This window comes from Geodermatophilus sp. SYSU D00965, from assembly GCF_054050075.1.
The window spans coordinates 80,014-102,762 of record NZ_JBJGYQ010000020.1; the positions used below are offsets into that span (position 1 = coordinate 80,014).

A 22,749-nucleotide genomic window follows, 5' to 3' on the forward strand; every position below is an offset into this window, starting at 1 on the left:
TCGGGCTGGTGTGCGGGCGGCTGGACCGTTGAGGCAGAGGCCCCGCAGTTGTCATCGGCTCGCCGTCCGGCGTGCCCCGGGCCGTTTGACTACTACGTCAGCGTGAGGACTTCACATCGGCTGTTCGAAGCGCTGCGGACACGCCCACGAGTGAGCGTCCCGCCGAGCCCTGCCTCAGGCGACGCTCATATCTCCCGCGTCACAGCAGCACCAGGTCCGCTGCAGAGCTTGCCAGTGGCCGCTAGTTATTTCGTAGACATCAAAGACTGCCGGCTCGATGCGGTGTGCACCTAGTTTCGGAACGGGCGCTTCCCGCAGGAGGCTTGCGCCGTTCTGCCCATAGCTCGAGAGGGATCGATGTCACACGCCGCGGTGGGGAACCGATCGGTACCGTTGCCGCGGGTCCCGGACGCTCCGGAGCACGAGGCCGGTTGCATTGATGCGGCCGTTCTCCGATTGGGGGCTGTGACAAGCATGGGGACGACACGCGGGGGACTTGCAGTGGCGGTTGCCGGCAGCGTGGATGAGTACGCAGCCGGAGTGGAAACGGTCCACTCCATCCCCGTGGCGTCCAAGCGGCTCCGCGGTGGAGCAACCTTCGCACGTCTGGAGTGGCGGACGCGGTACGTCGCCTCTATCGCCGCTGGGGACGCGCTGTGTGCGTTGGTAGCCGGCCTAATTGGCGTCGGCGCTCGCTTCGGCCACAACCCGCTCAACGAGTCTGGCCCTGCGCAGGCAGCGGCCGTTGCAGCGGCGATGCCATTCGCGTGGACCGCGGCGATGTACATGGCCCGCACCTACGAGCACCGCTTCCTTTGGGTCGGCGCCGAGGAGTTCCGACGTGTGCTCGCCGCGAGCATCTGGGTGCTCGCCGCTTTCGGCACAACGAGCTGGGCCTTGAAGTGGGACATCGCGCGCGGCTTCGTGGTCATCGCCCTGCCGCTGGCGACCCTCTTCACGCTTCTGCAGCGCTACGCTCGACGGCAACGGCTGCACCGCCAGCGCGGTCGCGGCCGCTGTCAGGAGACGACTCTCATTGTCGGGCATCGCAGCGGTGTCGCCGCCCTGCACCGCCAGATCGACCGCACTCGCTACCAGGGACTCAACGTCATCGGCTGTTGCCTGCCTCGCTCGGAAGGCGGCAATGGCGGGGCCTTCGACGGGTTGCCCGTGCTCGGGTCGCTCGAGGAGGTCATCGACGTCGTCCGGAAGCACGAGGTCGACGTCGTCGCCGTTCTGCCCAGCCCCGAACTGGAGGGCCCGGCCCTGCGGCGGCTCGGCTGGGAGCTTGAGCGGACCTCCGCCGACCTGCTGCTCGCCCCCGCGGTCACCGAGATCGCTGGGCCGCGTGTGGCGATCCGTCCGGTGGCCGGCCTGCCGCTACTGCACATGGAGCGACCCGAGCTGACCGGTGCGCGGCGGGCGGCGAAGGCCGGTTTCGATGTCGTCGCCGCCTGCTTGGGGGTGCTCCTCCTGTCGCCGGTGTTGCTGGCGATCGCTCTCGCGGTCGGTCTCAGTAGCCGGGGCCCTGTCTTCTACAAGCAGTATCGCGTCGGGCGCGACGGCAAGACGTTCCCCATGCTCAAGTTCCGCTCGATGAATGTCGACGCCGACAAGCGGCTCGCGGACCTGGCGGCGCGCAGCGAGGGCAACGGAGTTCTCTTCAAGATGCGGAACGACCCTCGCGTCACGGCAGTCGGCCGAGTGCTGCGCCGGTACTCCCTCGACGAGCTCCCCCAGCTGTTCAACGTCCTCCTCGGGCACATGTCCCTCGTCGGCCCGCGCCCGCCGCTGCCGCACGAGACCGAGCGCTACGGCTTCGACATGCACCGCCGCTTCCTGGTCAAGCCGGGCATGACCGGGCTGTGGCAGATCAGTGGGCGGTCGGACCTGAGCTGGGACGACTCGGTGCGCATGGACGTCCGCTACGTCGAGAACTGGTCGTTCTGGATGGACCTGTTCATCCTGTGGAAGACCGTCGGCGCCGTCCGTGGCGGTTCCGGGGCCTACTGAGCTCTGCCCTGTACCCTCGGTGAGAAAGCGGGGACGCTCGGTTCGGCCATGGACGGCGCTCTTCCCCAAGACCTGCTCGATTGTGAGGCCCGTCCGTGGAATTGAAGGACGTCATCCAGGCGCTCCGCAGCGGCTGGTGGCTGCTCGCCGTCGGTCTCCTCGTGGGTCTCGTGGCCGCAGGGGTGGTGACCTGGCAAACAACGCCGCAGCACACGTCGAGCACCCAGCTGTTCGTCTCCACCACCGGCACCGACGACACGTCGACCGCCTACCAGGGAAACCTCTTCTCCCAGCAGCGCGTCACTTCCTACGTGCAGCTCCTCACCGGGGAGCGGCTCGCCGGCCGCGTCGTCGAGCAGTTGGAGCTCACCGACGACCCCAGCGAGCTGACTCAGGACATATCGGCCAGCGCCATCCCCGACACGGTCCTGCTGGAGGTGACCGTCACCCGACCCTCCGCCACCGAGGCTCGGGACATCGCCGCCGCGATCGGTGACCAGTTCACCGACATGGTCACCGAGCTGGAGACGCCGGACGGCGCGGCGAGTTCCACGGTCAAGGTCACCGTCACTGAGACGCCCGAGGTCGCCGAGAGCCCGACGACGCCACAGCCGGTGCGGAACCTGGCCCTGGGTGCCCTGGCGGGACTGCTCGTGGGTGCCGGCGCGGCCGTCCTGCGCGAGCGGATGGACAACACCGTCAAGACCCCCGACGACGTGGCCAAGCTGGCCGGCGTCGGTGTGGTCGGCGCCCTGATGGAGGACCCGGCGCTCCACGAGCAGCACGTCATCGACGACGAGGACGGCTACTCGGAGACGGCTGAGGCCTACCGGCAGATCCGAACGAACCTGCAGTTCCTCGACGTCGACCACCCGGCCCGCACCATCGTCATCACCAGCTCGCTCCCGGGTGAAGGTAAGACCACGGTGGCCGTCAACCTGGCTGTCGTCCTGGCCCAGTCCGGCGCGCGGGTCACCCTGATCGAGGCCGACCTGCGCCGTCCGCGGGTCACCCGTTACCTCAGCATGATCAGCGGTGCTGGCCTCTCCAACGTGCTTGCCGGCACGGCGCGACTCGACGAGCTCACCCAGCCCTACGGGGACGGGAGCCTCGTCGTGCTCGCGGCCGGGCCGATGCCGCCGAACCCCAGCGAGATGCTCGGTTCGAAGCAGATGCAGACCCTGCTCGCGGAGGCGCGGGAAGACAGCGACTACGTGGTCATCGACGCCCCGCCGCTCCTCCCGGTCACCGACGGTGCCGTCCTCTCCAAGATCGCGGACGGAGCCATCCTCATTGCCCGCCACGGCGAGACGACGCGGGCGCAGCTCGAGCAGGCGGCGCTCAACCTGCACCGCATCGACGCGAAACTCCTGGGGATCGTGCTGAACCGCATCCCGCCGCGGGCGGCGGAGGGGTACGGGTACGGCTACAGCTATGCGTACGACGCCGTTCCCCAGACCGAGGGCGTGGACGGCGTCCCGACGAACAAGCAGGGCCGGAAGGTTCTCCCGCACCACACCGCCCCCATCCCGCCCGTCCGCGACGAGCGCCCCTCGCCGCGGGCGGCCGGTCGCTGACCTCCACCGCGTTCACCAGCGACCCGTCGCACCCCGCGCACCGGCTGACGCGAGGTGCATTACTTCAGGGCTCTGAGGCCTCCACAGGGCGGCCTCAGAGCCCGTTCGAGGGGCTACCACTCGGCTCCGAGGCGTGACTCCCGGTGACTCCACCTTCGCCGGCGGCCTCTCGACTGGGCCGACCCTGTGGTGATCACGACCAGCAACTGGTCCTTGCCTGCGCCGGTCATCAGCGAGGAGCGGGCCGGCACACTGTCCCGGGCCACCTGGGGCGCGCCGGCCTCCGACGGGCGACTCAACCCGGGTCCACAACGCCGGCCTCAGCAGCCACACCACCGCCGAAGGTGGTCCGCTTCGACCGTGACGTCCTCTCCTAGGAGCTCGACGAGCTGCTGGTGTCCTTGGACGCACAACGACACCGCCCTCGGCATGGCCGCTACTGTCCGCGCCAAGGGGGTGTAGATGATCCGGCGGGCCCGAGCCGCAGGGATCACCGTCGACCCGGTCACCGCCTACCCGGAGGACCACACCGCCTGAGCCCCGGCGCATCGGCAGCCCATCGCCTGGCTCAACTGATCCGTGTGGCCACCTGTTCCGGGGCCACCGGCGCCGAGCTCCAACTCGTCACCACCTCTCGCACCGGCGGCTGGTCGGCCGACATGTGGTCGCCGCGCCGCCAACATAGATGCCCCGCGGCGACGCCACGGACAGGCCTCACGTCACTCCGAGGCGTTCGTGGCCGGCGGTAGGTGCGGGGAAGGACGAACCTGAGCGTCGTCCCGACCGGCTGCTCGGCGTGGTAGATGGTGATCCTGGTGATGCCTCGGGGAGTGAAGACGTGGGGCGGACCCCGGTGATCCTCAAGCCGAGCATCGTTCAGTTCGCCGCGATTGCCGCTCGGCTAGATCGTGGCCAGACAGCGTGTCTATGTGCCGCCCCTCTGCGCCTGCGACCAGGCCCCGCCAGCGCGGGCGGTCAGGCTGCGAGTTCGCGGCTGAACTTCGCGCCAGCGATCGGCTTGGCGGGGAGTGCGATCGGCGCCGCAAGCCGACCACGCCTGTGCTGGATGACGTCACGGAGGGGCTGGGTCAGCGTCCCGATCGCAAGCACGACGAGGGTGAGGAAGCCCGGGGTGAGCCAGACGATCAGCAACCAGTGCCACCAGGACACGACACCCTCCAACGCCGCGTCGGGCTCGCGCCTCCGGTGACGGCGCTGACTTCCCCGATCCGCCGCCGATCCTGAGGGAAGGACGAGTTCCGGAAAGACGCCACGCCGCAGTGTTGCAACTGAGGCGCACGTGAGGCGCCGAGGTACTCCCAGCGCCTACTCGGAACGCCACAGGAGACGTCGGTCAGGCCGGCCGCGGCGGGCTCAGTCCTGTTCGTCCGGCGTCGCCCGACGCGTCTGCACCCCCACTGAGGAGCACACGCAGCTTCAGCAGGAGCGCACCCGCCAGGCCGAGAGCGGGATCGGCACCTTCCCGTCACGTTGACAGCGGAGCCTCCCGGAGATGGCGCCAGGTGACGAGAGGGCGCGCCGTGACCGTCTCTGGCAGGGGCGTCAGGTGCGTCGATGTGGCAAGGCCGGCGACGTCCACGGCCTCAGCCGCCGAAGAGCCAGACGCGCAGCAGGAAAGCGACTGCCGTCCGGGCGGCCGCCTGGCCGGCGGGCTCGGCGTTCACCGGGTCGAACAGCGCGGCCCCCGAAACCCGGATGGGCGGTGAGGGACCGGACCCCGCCCGGCGGCGTCCCCCGTTGCCGCTGCGGGCGAGGCCCGGCAGTCTGTGGCCGCCTCCGGCGGTGGGATCAGCGGGCGGTGCCACCCCGCTGGACCGCGGTGAAGACGAAGCTCAGCTCGCTCGAGGCGCCCTGGAAGCGGTCGTCGGCGCCGGCGGGCAGGTGTGCCGTCACCAGCAGGTGGTCGACCCCACCCGGTGCCAGGCTGGCCGCGCCGTCCAGGGCCTGGTCCAGGACGATCGGGCCCGAGTAGAAGTCGGTCACGTCGCCGGCGCAGGAGTAGCCGGAGCCTGCGACGTCCCAGGCCTGCGAGCAGGAGCGCACGGTCAGCTGGAGGCCACTGGCCCGGTCCGTGTCCAGCGCGCTCGATGCCGTGGCGACCGACCGGAGGCTCACCGAGCCGTACGCCGTCGTCCCGTCGTTGACGAGGTCCATCGGTCGCGCGTAGGTGTCGCTGGGTACCCACCCACCCGAGACGACGGGGACGGTGGCCTCACGCGCGGGCGACAGCGCGATCGACACGACGCCGGTCGCCACGCTCGTGTCGACCGGCGTGGTGCTGTCGGTGAAGGTGCCGAAGGTGCCGAGGCCGGCGACGGCGGCGGTGGCGCCCACGACGCTGATGGTGCCGACGATCTTCTTCGCGGTGTTCCGGCGAGCGGTGGTGGACATGAGGGGGCGTCTCCGAGTCGGGCCGTTGACCGGCGAGTGCTCCCGCCGACGCCGACGACTCTGCGGCCCCCGCCGCAGGGTTCCCACCGGGGAACCCGCAAGGATCCCTCGAGGGTCCGACCGGGAAGCCACCCAGGGAGCTCCTGAGGGCCTCCACAGGCCCTCAGGAGCCGGCGCGGCGGGGCCCCTCAGTTCTCCGTCGGGTTCCCTGCTGCCGACAGGGCCTCCTGGACGACCGGTGCGATGCGGGAGGCGAGGAACTCGTGCCCGGCATCGGTGGGGGAGACCTCGTCGGGTGCGATGAGCACGCCGGGCTGGGCGAACCAGCCCTCCGCGAGCGGGTCAACGAAGGTCGCGTCGGCCGCTCGGGCGGCGTCCGCGACCGCGTTGCGCAGGGGGAGGAGGTCCGCAGGTGCATCCGCGGTGCTCCACGCCGGGCCGACGACGACCAGCTCGGTGTTCGGGGCGCTTCGACGGATCAGTTGCAGGGTCTCGGTCGCGTTCCCGGCGACGGCGCTGACCGGGCTGCCCAGGTCGTTGCGGCTGCCGAAGACCACGGTCACCGTGGCGTCCGGTACAGGGGTAGCCGACACGAGCCCCGCGAAGTCCTGGCCGTTCGCGCCCACGGCGGCGTAGCCGGCGCGTGCCACGGCGTTGAGCCGCAGGTCGGCGCCCAGCTGCCGGGCGACGAGGGCGGGCCAGCCCGTCTCGCCCTGCCCGCCGAGCGCTGATCCGGCCGAGTAGCCGTCGCCGTAGACGGCGAGGACCGGCGGCGTGGTGGGCTCCTCCTCAGCCGCGGTCTCCTGGACCGTGGGCTCGGCCGGGGCGGGCGCGTCGGCCGTCTGTGCCGCGGGCAGGGCGGAGCGGCCGGCGAGTGGGTCGGGCGGGGCAGGTCGCAGCGCCAGGTAGGTCAAGAGGACGCCGTTGACGATCACGAGCGTCACGAGCGTCACGATGCCCCATCGCGGGGGGCGCGCCAGGCCGAGCACGCCGTCGACTGTAACCGCGGTGACGGCGTGATCACGGGCAGCGACGGGGCGCCGCGCCCGTGCTGTGACCTAGCGCGGTCGGGGAGTGACGAGTTCCCGGACCGGCGGGCGCGTGTACAGCGCCGGCTTCGGCGGCAGCGGCATCGGCCCGCCGCTGGAGCGGTCCTCGACGAAGAGGACGTCCGCCAGGGGGCGCAGCTTGCGGGCGATGCGGTCGGCCACCTGCTTGTGCACGGCCGAGGACTCGCCGATCGGGTCGAAGACGTCGTCGGACTCGTGGCCACGCCGCCGGGCCCGCCCGTCGTTGAGCCGGGCGGCGAGCTCGCGCGCCCGCAGGTGCAGCGGGAGCTCGACGAGGCCGCGCAGATCCGCCGTCCGCAGCAGGTCGGCCGCCTCGGGCAGGGTGAAGGTGCGCCGCATGGCCCGGGGCGCATCGGCCAGCAGGACCCGCCGGTGCCGTCGTGTCATGGTGAGCACCAGGTCGGCCTCGTCCACCATCCGCGGGTGGACGGTCTGCGCCGTGAACCCCGTCGGGTCGCCGCCGAGCTCGGTCAGCGCCGCCGCGCTTCGCTTGTCCATGGGCTTGCCGTCCAGGCCGTCGGTGCCGGCGCTGCGGATGTGCACAGTTGCCGCCCCGGCCCCCATCGACTGTTCCGCCCAACTAACAGCGAGCCGCTCGGCGAGCGGGGATCGGCAGATGTTGCCGGTGCAGACGAAGAGCAGGCGCATGTCGGTGACCGTAAGTACACAACGCCCTCTGCATGAGTAAGCGCCCGGCGCGTCGCGCACCGGAGTGACGGATCGTGACGAGTGGGACGGAAGCGTCCTGGGCGAGTTCGTGGACTCCACAGCAGGTCAGGCCTGGTGACACGGACGTAGCCTGCGCACCGGACAGGGATCGTCATCGTGGGTCGGCGCTCGCGCAAGGGTGCCAGGAACGGTCCGGCGACGTGCGGTGAGGAGCGGAGGCACATGGGCGACGCGGAGCCGGGCCAGGGGAGGCGGAGGCCGGTGGGCCGGGGCTCGGCGCCGACCTTCCGCATCCTCTTCGTCTGCACCGGCAACGTCTGCCGCTCCGCGCTGGCCGAGCGCCTCTCCAGGGCGTACCTCAACGAAGTGCTCGGCACGGACTCCGACGCCGTCGTGCTCGCCAGCGCGGGAACGGGCGCCGTCGTCGGGTCCGGCGTCCACCCCGACAGCGCCCTGGTCCTCACCGGTCTCGGCGGTGACCCCGGGGGCTTCCGCGCCCGTCAGTTCGAGGCGTCGTTCGCCGCGGAGGCAGACCTGGTGCTGGTCATGACTCGGCGACACCGCGACGTCGTCCTGTACCAGGCGCCGGGCGCGCTCAACCGGACCTTCACGCTGCTCGAGGCCGCGGCTCTCGAACAGCAGGTCGCCGCGGAGGGCCGTCCACTCCCCGGCGACGGGTTCGCGGACCGAGCACGAGCGCTCGTTGCCGCCATGGCGGCCGCGCGGGGGCGCCGGCGGCGGGGAAGCGGTGACGACGTCCCCGACCCCATCGGCCGACCGCTCGAGGTGCAGCAGGAGGTCGGCGAGACGATCGCCGGAGCCCTCGTACCGCTGCTGGCGAGGATCTGTGCGCTGCGGGACGGCCCCGAGTCCGCCGCTCCCGCCGACGCGGCGTCCTCGGGCTCAGCCCCGGGTCAGCGCGGGATCTCGGGCAGCGCCTGATCGCCGAACTCGGCGGCGTTCGCGCCCAGCGAGTCCGACCGGAGGTACTGCCACATCCGGTCGCAGGCCACGTCGTTGAGGTAGACGACGCTCGCCGCGCCCTCCATCCCCGTGCCCAGGACGGGCGCGGTGAAGAAGTCGACCGTCTCTGGCGTCACCCCCCGCAGCGAGTAGGCCAGGGTCAGCAGGGTGCCGTTGCCCAGGCTGTCGTCGACCGCGACCGCGTCGGTGACGGTCAGGAGCGCGGAGTCCAGCTTCCCGGGGTCGCTGAACGTGCCGGAGCTGAAGAGCTTGCCGAACATCGCCTGCAGGTACTGCTGCTGGCGGCGGACGCGGTCGAAGTCCCCACCCTGCAGACCGTAGCGCTGCCCGAGGTACCAGCGCGCCTGGTCCCCGTCGAGGTGGTTGATCCCGGCGGTGAAGGTGTACGGACCGTTGCTCGTGGTCTGCGCGACCACGACGTCCACGCCGCCGAGGTCGTCGGTGACCTGGACGAGGCCCTCGAAGTCGATGGCGGCGAAGTGGTCGATCCGGATGCCGGTCAGCTGCTCGACGGTCTGGATGAGCAGGGTGGGACCGCCGTAGGCGTAGGCCGCGTTGATCTTGCTCTTCCCGTGGTCGGGGATGTCGACCCAGCTGTCGCGCGGGATGGAGATGACCTGGGCGTGCTGCCGGTCGCCGGTGAACCGGGCGATCATGATGGCGTCCGAGCGGCCGCCGGCCGCGATGCCCTCGTCCGCAGTGGCGCGGGTGTCCGAGCCCATCAGCAGGAACGTCACCGGCGCGTCGCCGCCCTCGACCGGGGTGGCCGGTGCCGGTCGGGAGGTCTCGTCGAGATCGGCGAAGACGTCCCCGACCCGGTCGATGTTCCCGCCGTATCGGTTCGTGAGGTACCAGGCCCCACCGGCGACCACCAGGACGAGCACGCCGACGAGCACGCCCAGCGCGATCAGCGTGCGTCGGAGTCCGCGACGACGACGTGGCTGCTCGGTCGGCATGAGGTCGTCCTCCTGGGAGAGAGCGTCGTCGTCCCACGGCGTCTCGACCGCAGTCCTGAGATCCGCGTGGTCGACGTACCCGTCGCCGAGCCGCTGCGTGTCGTCGCTCATCGCATCCCCGTCGTCGCAGTCCACTTGAGGTTACGACCATCCGGGCCGGGAGCGCCCCCGACCGGTGCCACGCCGGGGGTCTGGCCGATCCGGGGCGGATGGGGTTCGAGGGTCGACTGGGGCGGCTCGTCAGCCGCGAGGTGTGATTGCGACGCCCGGACGAACGGCGCCGTCCTGGACGTCCAGGGTGTGCTCGTCCGCGGTCCGGCGGAGCACCCAGGCGGCCGGCAGGACCACCCGCGGCGCGACACCGATGAGCACGGCCACGAGGAAGGCGACCGCGGCCAGCATCTCGCCGGTCTCCTCGACCAGCGTCGCCGCCGCCGTCCAGGGGCTGGAGTGGCCCAGTGCCTCCTCGACCACCGTCGAGATCGTGGACAGGCCCAGGGCCGCGACGGCGTAGAGGCCGAGCGAGGCCAGCGTCCGGGTCCTGTCACGTCGCTCGTGCCGACTCAGCCACCAGATCCAGCCGAGCCCGGCCACCGCGACGGGTGCGGTGAGCAGGAGAGCCCGGACGGGGTACGCGTACCCGTCCAGCGCCTCCATCACGGCCTTGTGGACGGTGCTGCCGGCCTTGATCGCGGCCAGCCCCGCCGCCACGACCGCGACGACCGACCACCACGTGCGGCGTCCGGGGATGCGGCCAGCTCCCGCAGCAGCCGCGAGGGCGGCGGCGGCGAAGAGCGCGGCGATGAACAACCGCGGTACGGAGAAGGGCAGTTCCATGGACAGGGGTCGGGCGATCGCCCGCGGCACGTCACCCACGCGCACCGCGAAACCGACCACCTCCAGCGCCAGCCCGAAGCCCATCAGGACGACGGCCAGCGGTGGCACCGGGATGCGTCTCCTGGCCTCGCGGGCTCCGGTCTCGACGGCTGGCACCTGTGTTGTCTATCCGATGCCGCACACCTGCCGACACTCTCCGTCATGAATGCCTCACCCAGAGGTGGGGCAGGGGAGGATGTGACCTGTGATGCACAGGAGGCCGGCGTCTTCTCCGTCCGCTGTGCCGCAGGGCAGACTCGGCTCCGTGCTCGCACTGCTCCGGCCCGTTCTGCGTCCGGCCCGGGGTTCCCGCCGCACCCTCCTCGGTCACCGGCACCGTTTCCGCTGGACCGGCGCGGATCCGTTCAGCGGCTCCAGTCTCTACGCGTGCCGCTGCGGCGTCATCCGTCCCGCAATCTGACCGCTGCCCCTTCGTGGGGAGGGGCCACGCGGGGTGGGCCGGTGCTTGACGCGGCCCCGTACGGTTTCGTTCTCGTAAGCGTCGACGATCCCGGTCGGCGACTCGTTCCGGTGTGGAGTGCTCATGAAGATCTCGGTGATCGGTTGCGGCTACCTGGGCGCGGTGCACGCCGCGTCGATGGCGGAGCTGGGTCACGAGGTCGTCGGCATCGACGTCGACGAGCCGAAGATCGCGGCGCTGCGTGAGGCGCGGGCGCCGTTCTACGAGCCGGGGTTCGAGGAGCTGCTGGCGAAGACGCTGGCGACCGGCCGGCTGCGGTTCAGCACCGACGTCGCCGATGCCGCGGGCTGTGCGGTGCACTTCGTGTGCGTGGGGACGCCGCAGAAGCGCGGTGAGTACGCCGCGGACCTGCGCTACGTGGAGGCGGCGGCCGAGTCACTGGTCGACGTCCTGGCCGACGGCGAGCTCGTCGTGGGCAAGTCCACCGTGCCGGTCGGCACCGCGGCCCGCCTCGCCGAGCTGGTGGCGGGCAAGGTGCCCGGTGCGTTGCTGGCGTGGAACCCGGAGTTCCTCCGCGAGGGGTTCGCGGTGCAGGACACGCTGCATCCGGACCGGTTGGTCTACGGGCTGCCCGACGGGACCGACGGCGCGGTCGCCGAGCGGATGCTGGATGAGGTGTATGCGCCGATCGTGGCGCGGGGCACGCCGAAGGTGACCACCGACTACGCGACCGCGGAGATGGTGAAGACCGCGGCCAACAGCTTCCTGGCCACCAAGATCAGTTTCATCAACGCGATGGCCGAGCTGTGCGAGGCCACCGGCGCGGACGTGAAGCTGCTGGCCGACGCGATCGGTTACGACGACCGGATCGGACGGAAGTTCCTCAACGCCGGGCTGGGTTTTGGCGGGGGGTGTCTGCCCAAGGACATCCGGGCGTTCATGGCCCGCGCCGGGGAGCTGGGCGCCGATCAGGCGCTGACGTTCCTGCGCGAGGTGGACAACATCAACATGCGCCGGCGGATCCGGATGGTGGAGCTGGCCCGGGAGGTCTGCGACGGATCGCTGCTGGGCAAGCGGGTGGCGGTGCTGGGGGCGGCGTTCAAGCCCGACTCCGATGACATCCGCGACTCCCCGGCGCTGAATGTCGCCGCGCAGCTGCAGCTGCAGGGTGCGGTGGTGCGGGTGACCGACCCCGCGGCGGTGGAGAACTCCATGCGGCAGTGGCCGCAGCTGGACTACGCGGCCACCGCCGAGGAGGCCGCCGAGCGCGCCGACGCCGTGCTGGTGCTCACCGAGTGGCGCGCCTACCGCGAGCTCGACCCGGTGGCCTTCGGCAAGGTCGTGAAGCAGAAGCGGGTGCTGGATGGCCGCAACGCCCTCGACCGCGAGGCCTGGACCGCCGCCGGCTGGACCTACCGCGCACTGGGCCGCCGCGCCGGCTGACGCGGCGGCGGCCCTGCGGCTCAGCAGAAGAACCGGTACAGGTGCGCCCCTGCTCGTGCCGTGACGGGGTCGGGCACGGACGGGTCGGTCAGCAGTTCGGTGGCGGCGCGCAGGGTGTCCTCGACGTCCGCGGATCTGCCGATCGGCGGTCCACCTGCGTTGAGGGTGCGTATTCGTCGCTCGACGCTGGCCCACTTGCGCTTGTAGGAGCACAGCCCGGGCTGGTCGAGTTCGGACAAGCCCCAGTCCAGCGCCTTCAGGCCGCGCTCGTGGGCCCACCGGATGAGGCTCCAGTGGAGCGCGTCGTTCGGGCGCAGGGGCAGGAACTCGGCCTCTGACGCGCCGAACTTGTAGTACACGGTGTCCTGCCAGACCAGGTACACGGCGCCGGCGATCGGCCGCCCGTCGACCAGTGCCAGCGCCGTCCGGATCCCGTCCTGGGGTGCGAAGACCTCCCAGATGCGCTCGAAGAAGTCCAGCGGCTGGGCGAGCAGCCGGTACTTGCGCTTGCGGAGCCCCACGTGCAGCCGGTGGTACTCGGCCACCGCCTCCTCGTCCGCGCGCAGCACCACCTCGACCCCGGCCCGCTCCGCCGTCCCGATGTTCCGTCGCGTCTGCGACCGGAACGCCTGGAGCAGGTCCTCGAGCGGCCGGTCGAGCGGCGTCAGGTGCCAGGCTGCTTCGGCGACCGTCGTGAGCCGCGGATCCCCCGCGGCGACGGAGGTGTCGAGGCACCGCAGCGTGAACGGCAGGTCGCCCGCCAGCGCGTCGGCCGACACCGCCGGCCACGCAGCCGCGTCCGGCAGGTGCGGGTCGGCCCGGTCGCTGAAGGGCAGCGCCAGCCGCCGCTGGCCGCGCAGGTCCCGGACGTCGGCCCAGGCCAGTCCTCCCACGGGCCGCCCGTCCGACTGCAGCGCCACCCGTGCGGTCGGCTCGAGGCCGTAGGCAGCGCTGACGGCGGTGATCCACGGCGGTGAGGTGAACAGGTTGCTCGCCGCACCGCGGACCAGTTCGGCCCACCGCGGGTCGGTGCGAGGGTCGACCCGGAGGACGGTGCCCACCGCCGGACCGGATCGAGGACGTCGGGGCAGGGCGTCGACGGGGGGCGTGGTCACCGGGCACCGTCCCCGCGCACCAGGGTGGGAACGGTGCGGAGGAGGATGCGCACGTCCAGCCCGATGCTTCGGGTCCGGACGTACTCCACGTCCCACCGCAGCATGTCCAGGGTCCCGACGGTGCTGCGCCCGTTCACCTGCCACAGCCCCGTGATCCCCGGCCGCACGGTGAACCGTTCGGCGTGCTCGACGCCGAACATCTCCGCCTCCCAGGGGAGACACGGGCGCGGACCGACCAGGGACATGTCGCCGCGGAGCACGTTGATGAGCTGCGGGATCTCATCGAGGCTCGTCCGGCGCAGGAATCGTCCCGACGGCGTGATCCGTGCGTCAGCGTCGAGCTTGGTGCTGCCGCTCCGGACCGTGTCCTCACCGCGCAGCTCCGCTTCGATCAGGAGCCGGTGGGCGAGATCGTCCCCTCCGATGCGCATGGTGCGGAACTTGTAGAAGGTGAACGGACGGCGGCCGAGCCCGACCCGCTCCTGCCGGAGCAGCGCCGGCCCGGGACTGTCGCGCCTGACCCACAGACCGATCGCGACCCACACCGGCATGAGCACCCCCAGCACCAGTGCGGACACGACGACGTCCAGGAGCCGGCGGGTGATCCGCTCGCCGACCGGTTCCCGGCGTGGGGAGCCGGCAGCGGCGACCGTTCCGGGGCCACAGGGGTCCCCCCGGCCGCCAGCACACACCTGAGACGGGATCCGGTCCGTGTCTGCCTCCGGCGACGTCCCGGCACCGGACGGGCGCGTGCTCGCGGGTGGGGGAGCCACGAGGCGTTGGGACGACGCCGTGCGGAGCGTGCGGATGGTGGTCATGCGCCCTCCAGTGCGGACAGGACGGCGCTGACGCGGTCGACCTGCTCGACGGTCAGCGTCGGTGACATCGGCAGCGACAAGATCCGACCGGCGGCGCGCTCGGTCACCGGCAGCCGGCCGGCGGCGAACTCTGCGAAGGCCGGCTGGCGGTGGCAGGGCACCGGGTAGTGCAGCCCCCAGCCGATGCCGGCGGCGTCCAGTGCGGAGGTGGCCGCGAGCCGGTCGGGCACCTGGACGACGGCGAGGTGGTGCACCGGCTCGGACAGCGGGTGCCGGGCGAGCGGGACGCACCAGCGGGGGAGGCGCTCCCGGTATCGCTGCATCAGCGCCCGTCGGCGGGCGTTGTCCTCGTCCAGCCGGCTCAACTTGGTGGTGAGCAGTGCCGCCTGGAGGGTGTCGAGCCGGCTGTTGCGACCGCGCACGGTGTGCAGGTACCGGCTGCTGGCCCGGCCGTGGTCGGCCATCTGCCGGATCCGGGCCACCAGGGCCGCGTCGTCCGAGACGACCGCCCCGCCGTCCCCCAGCGCGCCCAGGTTCTTGCCCGGGTAGAAGCTGAAGGCGGCGGCGACGCCCACGCTGCCGGCCCGGCGGCCGCCGAACCGGGCGCCGTGCGCCTGGGCGGCGTCCTCGATGAGCGCGATCCCGTGCCGCCGGACCAGCGGGACGAGCCGGTCGACGTCCACCATCTGCCCGAAGAGGTGCACGGCCATGACCGCTGCCGTCCGCGGGCCGATCGCCGCGGCGACGGCGTCGGGGTCGATCTCCAGCGTGTCCGGGAGGACGTCGACGAAGCGCGGCCGCGCGCCCACCGCGCAGACGGCCTCGACGCTGGCCACGAACGTGTTGGCCGGGATGATCACCTCGTCGCCCCGGCCGACGCCGAGCCCGGCGAGGATGAGTTCGAGCGCGTCGGTCCCGTTGCCGACGCCGACGCACTCGGCGGTCCCGCAGTAGTCCGCGAACCGGGCCTCGAAGGTCTCCACCTCCGGACCGCCGACGAACCGCCCCTGGTCGACGACGCTGTCCCAGCACCGGTCCAGACCGGCGCGGAGGTCCTCGGTGATCCCCCGGACGTCGAGGAACGGGATGGAAGGCGTGGTGGTCAGCATCGGGTCACCGCGTGGGGGAGAGCCGGTGCCGCGACATCGGCGACGGGAGAGGGATCGATGGACGATCCGGCGCATCCGTGGACGCGCTCGCCCCCGCCGCCACGTCTTCTCCCGCGACGTCCGCCAACTGGTCGGTCGCGGCGAGCACGCGCACCACCTCGAGTCCGCGTTCCCCCGGGGTGTCGGGCCGGGTTCCTGTGCGGATGCACTCGATGAAGTGCTGGTCCTGGAGGAGGAGCGGCTCGGAGAACGGGATGTAGGGCGAGACGATGTCGCCGGTGCGGTAGCTCACTGGCAGGGCGTGGGCCTCTGCGGGGTCGTCGATGTCCTGGACGTCGACGCCGATGTCGTAGACGCGGATCCGATCGGTGTCCGACATGTCGTCGTACACCGCCATCTTCTTCTCGCCGACGACGGTGACCTGGCGCACCTTGTTCGGTGTCAGCCAGCTGACGTGGACGTAGGCCCGGGTCTGCGACCGGGGGAAGTCGAAGCGGAGGTAGGCCACGTCGGCGTGCTGTCTGCTGATGTGGCTGTGCGCCCACACCGTCGCGCACGCGGGCATCTCGTCGAGGACGTAGGACACGATCGAGATGTCGTGGGGGGCGAGGTCCCAGATCACGTTCACGTCGCTCTGGTAGCGCCCCAGGCTGAGCCGGGCCGTGTCGACGTAGAGGATCCGGCCGAGGGCCCCGGAGCGGACGAGCTCCCGCAGCTTCCGGACGGCCGCGTTGTACTCGAACGTGTGGCCGACCATCAGGTGGACGCCCTGGCGGGCCGCGGTCTTGACGAGGAGTTCCGCGTCCTCCACGGACGTGGTGAGCGGCTTCTCGACGAGGACGTGCTTGCCGGCGTCGAGAGCCTGCTGCGCGATCGGCGCGTGGGTCCTCGGCGGCGTCGCGATGACGACGGCGTCGACGTGGTCGAGCACGTCGGCCAGGTGGGTGGCGAGGTGCGCTGAGGGGTAGTGCATCGCCGCTTCGGCCAGCCGGGCGGGCTGGCCGTCGACGATGGTGACGTCGACGCCCGGCGTGCTGCTGAGCACGCGGACGTGCTTGGAGCCCCAGTAGCCGTAGCCGACGACGGCGACGCGATCACGGTGGGGACGGGCGTCCTCCACCGCGGGGCCCTGGGGGGACGGGACGTATCCGGTGTGGCTGGCGTGCTGGGTCGATCGGTGCAGGTCGTGCTGCATGGCGTTCGTCCTTGAACACATCTGCGCTCGCGCACAGGAGGGAGATGAGGGCGTGCCCGGCGGCGTGCTCGGCCGGGTGCAGGTCGCGGTGCGGGACGTCAGGGCGTCAGGGCGCGCAGCGCCCGTGCACCGGACTCAACCCGGGCGGGAAGCCGGGTCGTACGCCCTGGTGGTGGCCCGGTCGGCGGCAGGAGAGCCGACGAGGGCCAGCGCCTGTGCCTGGACGACCTCGGGATCGGTCGGGAGGACCGCCAGGCCGATCTTGGAGTGGGAGCCGTGCCCGGACCCGCAGGCGGACGCGGTGCTGGCCGAGCCGGAGGCCGGTCCTGCGGGGGCCGGGGGTGCGAGGGGGACGGGGGTTCGGAACGGCAGGCGGGAGACCGGAGCCGACGGGTCGGCCGGCCAGTCCTCGGACGCAATCGCGATCGTGGCACCCGCTGCCGGCAGGTCGTCGACGACGAGGAGGGCGGTCGCGGTGGCTCGGCGACCGCTCGCGGGCGACAGCCCCTCGGTGCCGCAGGAGCCGATCGCGAGCACCGGCGTCGTGGGCGCTGCTGGACCCACCGGAGCCGGGGCGGGCGCCTCGGTGGACGCCGGCGTCACCCGCGGGGCGACGGACGTGTCGGCCTGGGTCTCGATCCGGGGCTCCACCGGCGGCTGAGCTGCCGTGATGTCGCTCGACTGGACGTCCTCGACCCCGCTCGTCGTGGTGGGAGTGGTCTCTCGCCCGCCGGCGCCAGTGGCGTCGGTCGCGGTGGCGTGGGTCGTGGTGGCGTGGGTCGTGGTGGCGTCGGTCGTGGTGCTCCGCGACCGGTCATCCGCGGAGGACCCGCTCTCCGGCGAGGTACGGGGCGCCGGCGTCGTCGTGGCCGGTGACCGGTCGGTCTGCGACGGCTCGGTCTGCGACGGCTGGGTCTGCGACGGCTGGGACTGCGACGGTGCGGATTGCGACGGCTGGGACTGCGACGGCTGGGACTGCGACGGCTCGGTGGAGGGACGGCCGGACGGCGCCTCGCCCGTGGTCCCGACGGAGGACCCGGTCTCGCGATCCGGGCTCGCGGTGGCTCCGGTGTCCGGCGCGTCGGTGCGGGTAGACGGTGGGGTCGTCTCGGGCGTGTCACCGGTGCCGACCGGGCGTCCGGGCGGGGTGGTGGCAGGGCCACGGTCCTGTGGGGTGCCTGTGTCCGCAGGGCGGCCCGGCGGCTCCGCTGGCTGCCCCGGCGACGTGGTGTCGGCAGGGCGGCCAGGTGGGGTGCCGTTGCCGGTGTCGGCGTTGCCAGGGTCGGTGGGACGTCCGGGTGGGGTGCCGGTGTCGGCGTTGCCGTTGCCGTTGCCGTTGCCCGGATCGGTGGGCCGCCCGGGCGGGGTGGCGGGGGCGTTTCCCGGCGAGTTGTCGCTGCTGTTGCCGGGGTCGGTGGGACGTCCGGGTGGGGTGTCGGCGTTGCCGTTGCCGTTGCCGTTGCCGTTGCCGTTGCCGTTGCCGTTGCCGTTGCCGTTGCCGTTGCCGTTGCCGTTGCCCGGATCGGTGGGGCGCCCGGGCGGGGTGGCGGGGGCGTTTCCCGGCGAGTTGTCGCTGCTGTTGCCGGGGTCGGTGGGACGTCCGGGTGGGGTGTCGGCGTTGCCGTTGCCGTTGCCGTTGCCGTTGCCGTTGCCCGGATCGGTGGGGCGCCCGGGCGGGGTGGCGGGGGCGTTTCCCGGCGAGTTGTCGCTGCTGTTGCCGGGGTCGGTGGGCCGGCCCGGTGGGGTGTCGGCGTTGCCGTTGCCGTTGCCGTTGCCGTTGCCGTTGCCCGGATCGGTGGGCCGGCCGGGCGGGGTGGCGGGGGCGTTTCCCGGCGAGTTGTCGCTGCTGTTGCCGGGGTCGGTGGGGCGTCCCCGCGAGGCGCTGTGGTCGGTCGGATTGCCGTTGTCTGTGTCGGCGTTGTCCGGGTCGGTGGGCCGACCAGCTGGCGTCGTGTCGGTGCTGCCGGCGTCGGCGGGTCGTTCCGGCGGGCCGCGGTGGTCGGCCGGACTGGCGTTGCCGGGATCGGCCGGTTCACCGGCTGGGCTGGTGTCGGGACTGCCGGTGTCGGTGGGCCGTCCCGGCGCGGTGCTGCGATCGGAACTGCCGTTGTCCCGCGCGGTGCTGCTGTCGGCGGAGTCGGGGTTGCTGTCGTTTGCGGAGCTGTTGCTCGACGAGGACTGACCCGCGGCGTCGTCGTTCCGGCCGGGGTCGTTGTCCGACGACGTGCTGGAGGTGTCGCCGTCTCGCGCGGAGTTGTCGTTGCGGGACTGGTCTACGGAGTCGCTGTCACCTGAAGAGCTGTCGTTACGGGATCCACCGGCGGAGGCGTTGTCCCGCGAGGAGCTGTCGTTCGACGACGTGCTCGAAGAGTCGCTGTCCCGGTGGGAGCTGTCGTTGCGGGACTGCCCGTCGGAGTCGCCGTTCCGTGAGGAGTCGTCGTTGCGGGACTGCCCGTCGGAGGCGTTGTCCCGCGAGGAGCTGTCGTTCGACGACGTGCTCGAAGATTCGCCGTTCCGCGAGGAGCTGTCGTTCGACGACGTGCTCGAAGATTCGCCGTTCCGCGAGGAGCTGTCGTTCGACGACGTGCTCGAAGATTCGCCGTTTCGCGAGGAGTTGTCGTTGCGGGACTGCCCGTCGGAGTCGCCGTTTGGCGAGGAGTTGTCGTTGCGGGACTGCCCGTCGGAGTCGCCGTTTGGCGAGGAGTTGTCGTTGCGGGACTGCCCGTCGGAGTCGCCGCCACGGGACCCGCCGTCGTCCTGCGACCTGTTCGAGGAGGACCCCTGCCCGGAGGATCCGTCGCCGGCCGACGGGGGACCGGCCCGGGCCACGCCGGTGAGGGAGGCCAGCAGCAGCCATGCCCCGGCGATCAGGAGCGCGGCGACCAGGAGACGGCGGCGCCAGGCCCATCCGGTGGACTCCCGGCAGCCGCCCGTCGCGGTCGTTGCCGGCATCTGATTGCCGGACGACCGCGCGACGGCGCCGTCGACCACCACGAACGTTCCCCTCGGTCACAGAGCGGCGGCCCGGGGTGACCCTGAGTTGGAGCGCCCCGGTGGCTGTGCGATGACCGGAAACCCTTCGTGTCGTTTCGGGGAGCAGCAACCCCCCGTTGGTCCTGACTGACCCCTCCCCGGCGAGGTCTCACCGTGCGTGAAGGATCGGGCCGCTGCCGTGCCGCAATGCTGTGACCTTGGTCCCCGGTCAGCGATCGGTACGGCACTCCACGTTGCTGAGGCCAGCCTCAGCATCCCCGGCCTGGTTGTCGCAGGTCACCGTCGTGGCGTTCCGGATCGCCCGCGGTCCGGCCAGGTTGATCGCGTAGCCGGGGACGCCGCCGGCGAACACCGTGTCTCGGCCCCAGCCGTCGACGACCTCGTGCACCTGGAAGCCGTCCTCGGACGCCGACGTCCCGACGTTGCCCTCGATCGTCCAGCCGTTGCCCTTGACGTCCCCCAGGAATCGGCCTCCACCATCGCAGCGCCGTCTAAGGTGTTGTTCCGCAGGACCCCGCCGGTCGTGCCCTCCTTGATGTCGACCGCCTCGGCCGTCGTCCCGGCGATGTCGTTGCCCTCGACGACGTTGCGGTCGCCGCGGTCGGGCTCGCACTCGGTGAGCTGGCACCAGTTGCTCTCGGCACTGCCCACGTAGACCCCCTGGTCGAAACTGCGGCTTGCGCAGCCCGGTGTCGCGCGTGGTCGGTGGAGAAGCCGTGCCGGCCGTTGGCCCGGGGCGGCCGAGGCCCGGATCGTCGTCTCCGCCGTGCTGCGGTGCAGGGACAGGCCGTCGACGGTGTTGTCGACGAACGAGGTCCGGGTGAACTCGAGGTCCTCACCCTGGGAGGCGAAGGCGCCGTAGTGGCTGTCCCGGAAGGTCGCGTCGACCACCGACCCGGTGGCCACCGAGCTGGAGTTCCCCGTCCAGGCGACCCCGCCCGTCCGGCCGGCGCCGACGCCGTGCGGGTGCTCAAAGAGTGGCGCGCCTACCGCGAGCTCGACCCGGTCGCGTTCGGCAAGGTCGTCGCGCAGAAGCGGGTTCTCGACGGCCGCAACGCTCTCGAGCGCGAGGCCTGGACCGCCGCGGGCTGGACCTACCCGCGCCCTCGGCCGCCGCGCCGGCTGACCCCTCGCTCACGGCGCGGGACGAGGTCCCACGCCGTGAGCGGCATCAGACGGCCCAGGCCGCGGTGGCCTACAGGCCTGCGCCGGCCGCGCTCGGTGCAGACGGGACAACCCCCGGCGCGGGCGTCGGGTCGCCGGCTGCCACACCCGCGTGACGTAGGACCTGCCCGGCCGTGAGGCCGATCGGCAGGGCGGCTACGAGCCAGATGCCCAACGCGGCGAAGAATTCCATGACGACCATCTAACGTGCCCCTCCGGTCACAGTGCGTATCGACGCGCTGTTCCTGCGGGGAGGTGTGGCCGGATGCTCGTGTCCCAGCCGATGGCCTTCGCCACCTGGCTGTGCGCCGGAGTGTCATCCCCCCGACATGACCATCCGCTAACGGTTCGGCCTCCCCGTGCCGATGACAGTTCTGTGTGGGCCTGGATCCTCGGTGGACTGATCGCCTGGTTGCTCGTCGCCTTTCTCATGGGCCTCGTGATAGGTCGCGGCATCCGGATCGCCGATGGCCGCTCGGCCTCGACGGGTCTGGCTCCAGCACGTGGGGGGGCGGAGCGGACCGGCGGCCGTGCCGGCGCCGCGCGTCCCGCTCGTCGGCGGATCCCGCTCCCGCCGGTCGGCGTCGGGCTCGCCGCGGGCGCGGTCGCCCTGGAGACGATCGGCTACGTCGGCCGGCTCACCGGCGCGACCGGGCCTGCGGCGCGCGCCCTGGCCATGGACACTCCGTACTCGCTGCCGCGGATGTACGTCGCCGTCCTGTTCGCCGCCGCCGCGGTCGCTGCCGTTGCCGCCGCCGCGCGCATCCCCGCCCGTCGCGGCTGGTGGCTCGCCGTCGGTCTGGTCGCTGCTGCTATCGCCGTGGTCGAGGCCGGCGCTCCCGTGAACCGGGTGGCGGTGGAGCGGCTCGACGCGGCGGTCGGTCAGACCGCCGCCGTCGTGGTCAGCGTGCTGATCGTCGGCGGCGTCCTCGCCGTCCTCGCCTTCATCAGCCGTGCGGAGCGCCGTGACCGGCGCCGCGTGCTCGGCTGCCTCGCCGCCTACGCTGCGGCCTCCGTCGGGCTGTCCGCGGTCTCCGACGTGCTCGACGGCCGGTGGGCCATCGCGGCGACCTTCGTCGAGGAGTCCGGCGAGGCGCTCGCCGGCGTCGCGTTCCTGGTCGCCGTCCTCGTCGGCGTGGCGCCTCGCCTCGTGCTGCCCGCCGCGTGGGCCCTGCGCCGGCAGGTCGACGCCCACAGCCTCGAGGTCCCCGAGCCGCGGAGGGGGGATGAGGGCACGGTCCGCGGCTGACGGCACGAGGGCCCTCGGCCGCGCTCACGGCGCTGCACCAGCAGGAGCTCAACGGAGGCCGTGCCCGGGATCCTCGCGGGGTGGGAGTCGTTGCGCGTGCGGCCGGAGACGTCCGAGGCGAGGCGCCCGCAGGCGCCCGTGCACCCGGCGGCCGGGAGCCCGGCGTGGCCGCCGGCGCGTGGAGGCGCGGGGCCGGTCGCGGACCGGGTGGACGACGTCCGTGGTGCCCCGTCTGCCGAGCCGCACCAGTGCGACGGCCACGGGGGCCACGGCGACCGCCAGCAGCAACCAGCCGGTCGCCACGATCCACACCCAGTCCATGGCCCCACCCACGCCGCATCCATGGGGCCTCGCCGGGAGGTGCCGCCGCTGTCGGAGACAGCCGCGGCAGTTCCGGAAGTCGCCCGTCCGCCGGGGGGAGTAGACCTCACACGAGCCGGGATTCCGATGGCCCGCGGGAGTCTGTGCCGTCCCGGCGCGACACGCCCGGGCGGCCGTGACGGAACGGTCCCGACGGGGATGCGTTGAGCGACTCCTGCCGGGGGGATCGCGCCGACTCAGCCGCCGGCTCCGCGGAGCATCGAGCTGAAGGTGCGCAGGACGATCTTGACGTCGAGCCAGAGTGACCAGTTCTCGATGTAGTAGTTGTCGAAGCGGGCGCGGTCGGCGATGGAGGTGTCCCCG

The 22,749-nt window shown here is 72.2% G+C and carries 20 protein-coding genes; 8 read left to right on the top strand and 12 right to left on the bottom strand.

Annotated features, from left to right (window positions below; translation table 11 throughout):
• Positions 1 to 564 precede the first annotated feature (564 nt).
• Both ACI789_RS18500 and ACI789_RS18505 read left to right on the top strand, forming a co-directional pair.
• Positions 565 to 2,013, top strand: a complete 1,449-nt coding sequence (locus tag ACI789_RS18500) for a sugar transferase (RefSeq protein ID WP_457010830.1) — start codon at positions 565 to 567, stop codon at positions 2,011 to 2,013.
• A gap of 95 nt (positions 2,014 to 2,108) precedes the next feature.
• Positions 2,109 to 3,590, top strand: coding sequence for a polysaccharide biosynthesis tyrosine autokinase (locus ACI789_RS18505; RefSeq protein ID WP_457010831.1), 1,482 nt, complete (start codon positions 2,109 to 2,111; stop codon positions 3,588 to 3,590).
• Positions 3,591 to 4,565: 975 nt separating this feature from the next.
• Here the strand turns inward: ACI789_RS18505 and ACI789_RS18510 are convergent.
• The 4 genes from ACI789_RS18510 to ACI789_RS18525 form a co-directional block, all read right to left on the bottom strand.
• Positions 4,566 to 4,760: a hypothetical protein gene (locus ACI789_RS18510; RefSeq protein WP_457010832.1), complete on the bottom strand. Its 195-nt coding sequence runs from the start codon at positions 4,758 to 4,760 to the stop codon at positions 4,566 to 4,568.
• A 639-nt stretch (positions 4,761 to 5,399) separates the two neighbouring features.
• The gene (locus ACI789_RS18515) at positions 5,400 to 6,002 is read right to left on the bottom strand and encodes a hypothetical protein (protein ID WP_457010833.1); all 603 of its coding nucleotides are present in this window, start codon (positions 6,000 to 6,002) and stop codon (positions 5,400 to 5,402) included.
• Between the two features lie 188 nt (positions 6,003 to 6,190).
• The gene (locus ACI789_RS18520) at positions 6,191 to 6,946 is read right to left on the bottom strand and encodes an SGNH/GDSL hydrolase family protein (RefSeq protein WP_457010834.1); all 756 of its coding nucleotides are present in this window, start codon (positions 6,944 to 6,946) and stop codon (positions 6,191 to 6,193) included.
• A 114-nt stretch (positions 6,947 to 7,060) separates the two neighbouring features.
• A complete protein-coding gene (locus ACI789_RS18525) occupies positions 7,061 to 7,720 on the bottom strand; it encodes an arsenate reductase/protein-tyrosine-phosphatase family protein (protein WP_457010835.1) in 660 nt (219 codons plus the stop codon).
• 243 nt (positions 7,721 to 7,963) lie between these two features.
• Here ACI789_RS18525 and ACI789_RS18530 point away from each other — a divergent pair, with 243 nt between their 5' ends.
• Positions 7,964 to 8,683: an arsenate reductase/protein-tyrosine-phosphatase family protein gene (locus ACI789_RS18530; RefSeq protein WP_457010836.1), complete on the top strand. Its 720-nt coding sequence runs from the start codon at positions 7,964 to 7,966 to the stop codon at positions 8,681 to 8,683.
• On the opposite strand, the gene ACI789_RS18535 is transcribed toward ACI789_RS18530, so the two are convergent.
• Both ACI789_RS18535 and ACI789_RS18540 read right to left on the bottom strand, forming a co-directional pair.
• The gene (locus ACI789_RS18535) at positions 8,656 to 9,792 is read right to left on the bottom strand and encodes an LCP family protein (protein ID WP_457010837.1); all 1,137 of its coding nucleotides are present in this window, start codon (positions 9,790 to 9,792) and stop codon (positions 8,656 to 8,658) included. The genes ACI789_RS18530 and ACI789_RS18535 overlap by 28 nt on opposite strands.
• A 129-nt stretch (positions 9,793 to 9,921) precedes the next feature.
• Entirely contained in the window at positions 9,922 to 10,674 is a 753-nt protein-coding gene (locus ACI789_RS18540; protein ID WP_457010838.1) for a hypothetical protein, read from the bottom strand.
• Positions 10,675 to 11,101: 427 nt separating this feature from the next.
• On the opposite strand from ACI789_RS18540, the gene ACI789_RS18545 reads away from it, so the two are divergent.
• Positions 11,102 to 12,421, top strand: a complete 1,320-nt coding sequence (locus ACI789_RS18545) for a UDP-glucose dehydrogenase family protein (protein ID WP_457010839.1) — start codon at positions 11,102 to 11,104, stop codon at positions 12,419 to 12,421.
• A gap of 20 nt (positions 12,422 to 12,441) precedes the next feature.
• On the opposite strand, the gene ACI789_RS18550 is transcribed toward ACI789_RS18545, so the two are convergent.
• The 4 genes from ACI789_RS18550 to ACI789_RS18565 are packed head-to-tail and all read right to left on the bottom strand — an operon-like array spanning position 12,442 to position 16,658.
• On the bottom strand, positions 12,442 to 13,482 hold the full coding sequence (locus tag ACI789_RS18550; protein ID WP_457010840.1) for a lipid II:glycine glycyltransferase FemX: 1,041 nt from the start codon (positions 13,480 to 13,482) through the stop codon (positions 12,442 to 12,444).
• A gap of 50 nt (positions 13,483 to 13,532) precedes the next feature.
• Positions 13,533 to 14,354 carry a sugar transferase gene (locus ACI789_RS18555; protein ID WP_457010841.1) on the bottom strand — a complete coding sequence of 274 codons (822 nt, stop codon included), beginning with the start codon at positions 14,352 to 14,354 and terminating at the stop codon, positions 13,533 to 13,535.
• A complete protein-coding gene (locus ACI789_RS18560; protein WP_457010842.1) occupies positions 14,351 to 15,463 on the bottom strand; it encodes a DegT/DnrJ/EryC1/StrS family aminotransferase in 1,113 nt (370 codons plus the stop codon). The genes ACI789_RS18555 and ACI789_RS18560 overlap by 4 nt, the downstream gene beginning before the upstream one ends.
• Positions 15,464 to 15,467: 4 nt before the next feature.
• Positions 15,468 to 16,658, bottom strand: a complete 1,191-nt coding sequence (locus ACI789_RS18565) for a Gfo/Idh/MocA family protein (protein ID WP_457010843.1) — start codon at positions 16,656 to 16,658, stop codon at positions 15,468 to 15,470.
• Between the two features lie 475 nt (positions 16,659 to 17,133).
• On the opposite strand from ACI789_RS18565, the gene ACI789_RS18570 reads away from it, so the two are divergent.
• From ACI789_RS18570 to ACI789_RS18580, 3 genes are read left to right on the top strand one after another with little or no spacing between them, the layout of a single operon-like run.
• The gene (locus tag ACI789_RS18570) at positions 17,134 to 17,319 is read left to right on the top strand and encodes a hypothetical protein (protein ID WP_457010844.1); all 186 of its coding nucleotides are present in this window, start codon (positions 17,134 to 17,136) and stop codon (positions 17,317 to 17,319) included.
• Between the two features lie 6 nt (positions 17,320 to 17,325).
• Positions 17,326 to 18,840, top strand: a complete 1,515-nt coding sequence (locus ACI789_RS18575) for a hypothetical protein (RefSeq protein ID WP_457010845.1) — start codon at positions 17,326 to 17,328, stop codon at positions 18,838 to 18,840.
• Between the two features lie 30 nt (positions 18,841 to 18,870).
• Complete coding sequence (locus tag ACI789_RS18580; RefSeq protein ID WP_457010846.1) at positions 18,871 to 19,614, top strand: hypothetical protein; 744 nt, start codon at positions 18,871 to 18,873, stop codon at positions 19,612 to 19,614.
• Positions 19,615 to 19,860: 246 nt separating this feature from the next.
• On the opposite strand, the gene ACI789_RS18585 is transcribed toward ACI789_RS18580, so the two are convergent.
• Entirely contained in the window at positions 19,861 to 20,040 is a 180-nt protein-coding gene (locus ACI789_RS18585) for a hypothetical protein (protein ID WP_457010847.1), read from the bottom strand.
• 1,206 nt (positions 20,041 to 21,246) lie between these two features.
• Here ACI789_RS18585 and ACI789_RS18590 point away from each other — a divergent pair.
• The gene (locus tag ACI789_RS18590) at positions 21,247 to 22,065 is read left to right on the top strand and encodes a hypothetical protein (RefSeq protein WP_457010848.1); all 819 of its coding nucleotides are present in this window, start codon (positions 21,247 to 21,249) and stop codon (positions 22,063 to 22,065) included.
• Positions 22,066 to 22,622: 557 nt separating this feature from the next.
• Here the strand turns inward: ACI789_RS18590 and ACI789_RS18595 are convergent.
• Positions 22,623 to 22,736, bottom strand: a complete 114-nt coding sequence (locus ACI789_RS18595; RefSeq protein ID WP_457006925.1) for a sugar transferase — start codon at positions 22,734 to 22,736, stop codon at positions 22,623 to 22,625.
• Positions 22,737 to 22,749 lie beyond the last annotated feature (13 nt).

Bases quoted from the DNA above. Each gene is read 5' to 3' on its own strand.
- ACI789_RS18525 (WP_457010835.1), bottom strand. From the start codon at position 7,720: ATGCGCCTGCTCTTCGTCTGCACCGGCAACATCTGCCGATCCCCGCTC.
- ACI789_RS18565 (WP_457010843.1), bottom strand. From the start codon at position 16,658: ATGCAGCACGACCTGCACCGATCGACCCAGCACGCCAGCCACACCGGA.
- ACI789_RS18545 (WP_457010839.1), top strand. From the start codon at position 11,102: ATGAAGATCTCGGTGATCGGTTGCGGCTACCTGGGCGCGGTGCACGCC.
- ACI789_RS18530 (WP_457010836.1), top strand. From the start codon at position 7,964: ATGGGCGACGCGGAGCCGGGCCAGGGGAGGCGGAGGCCGGTGGGCCGG.
- ACI789_RS18535 (WP_457010837.1), bottom strand. From the start codon at position 9,792: ATGAGCGACGACACGCAGCGGCTCGGCGACGGGTACGTCGACCACGCG.
- ACI789_RS18590 (WP_457010848.1), top strand. From the start codon at position 21,247: ATGGGCCTCGTGATAGGTCGCGGCATCCGGATCGCCGATGGCCGCTCG.
- ACI789_RS18515 (WP_457010833.1), bottom strand. From the start codon at position 6,002: ATGTCCACCACCGCTCGCCGGAACACCGCGAAGAAGATCGTCGGCACC.
- ACI789_RS18555 (WP_457010841.1), bottom strand. From the start codon at position 14,354: ATGACCACCATCCGCACGCTCCGCACGGCGTCGTCCCAACGCCTCGTG.
- ACI789_RS18560 (WP_457010842.1), bottom strand. From the start codon at position 15,463: ATGCTGACCACCACGCCTTCCATCCCGTTCCTCGACGTCCGGGGGATC.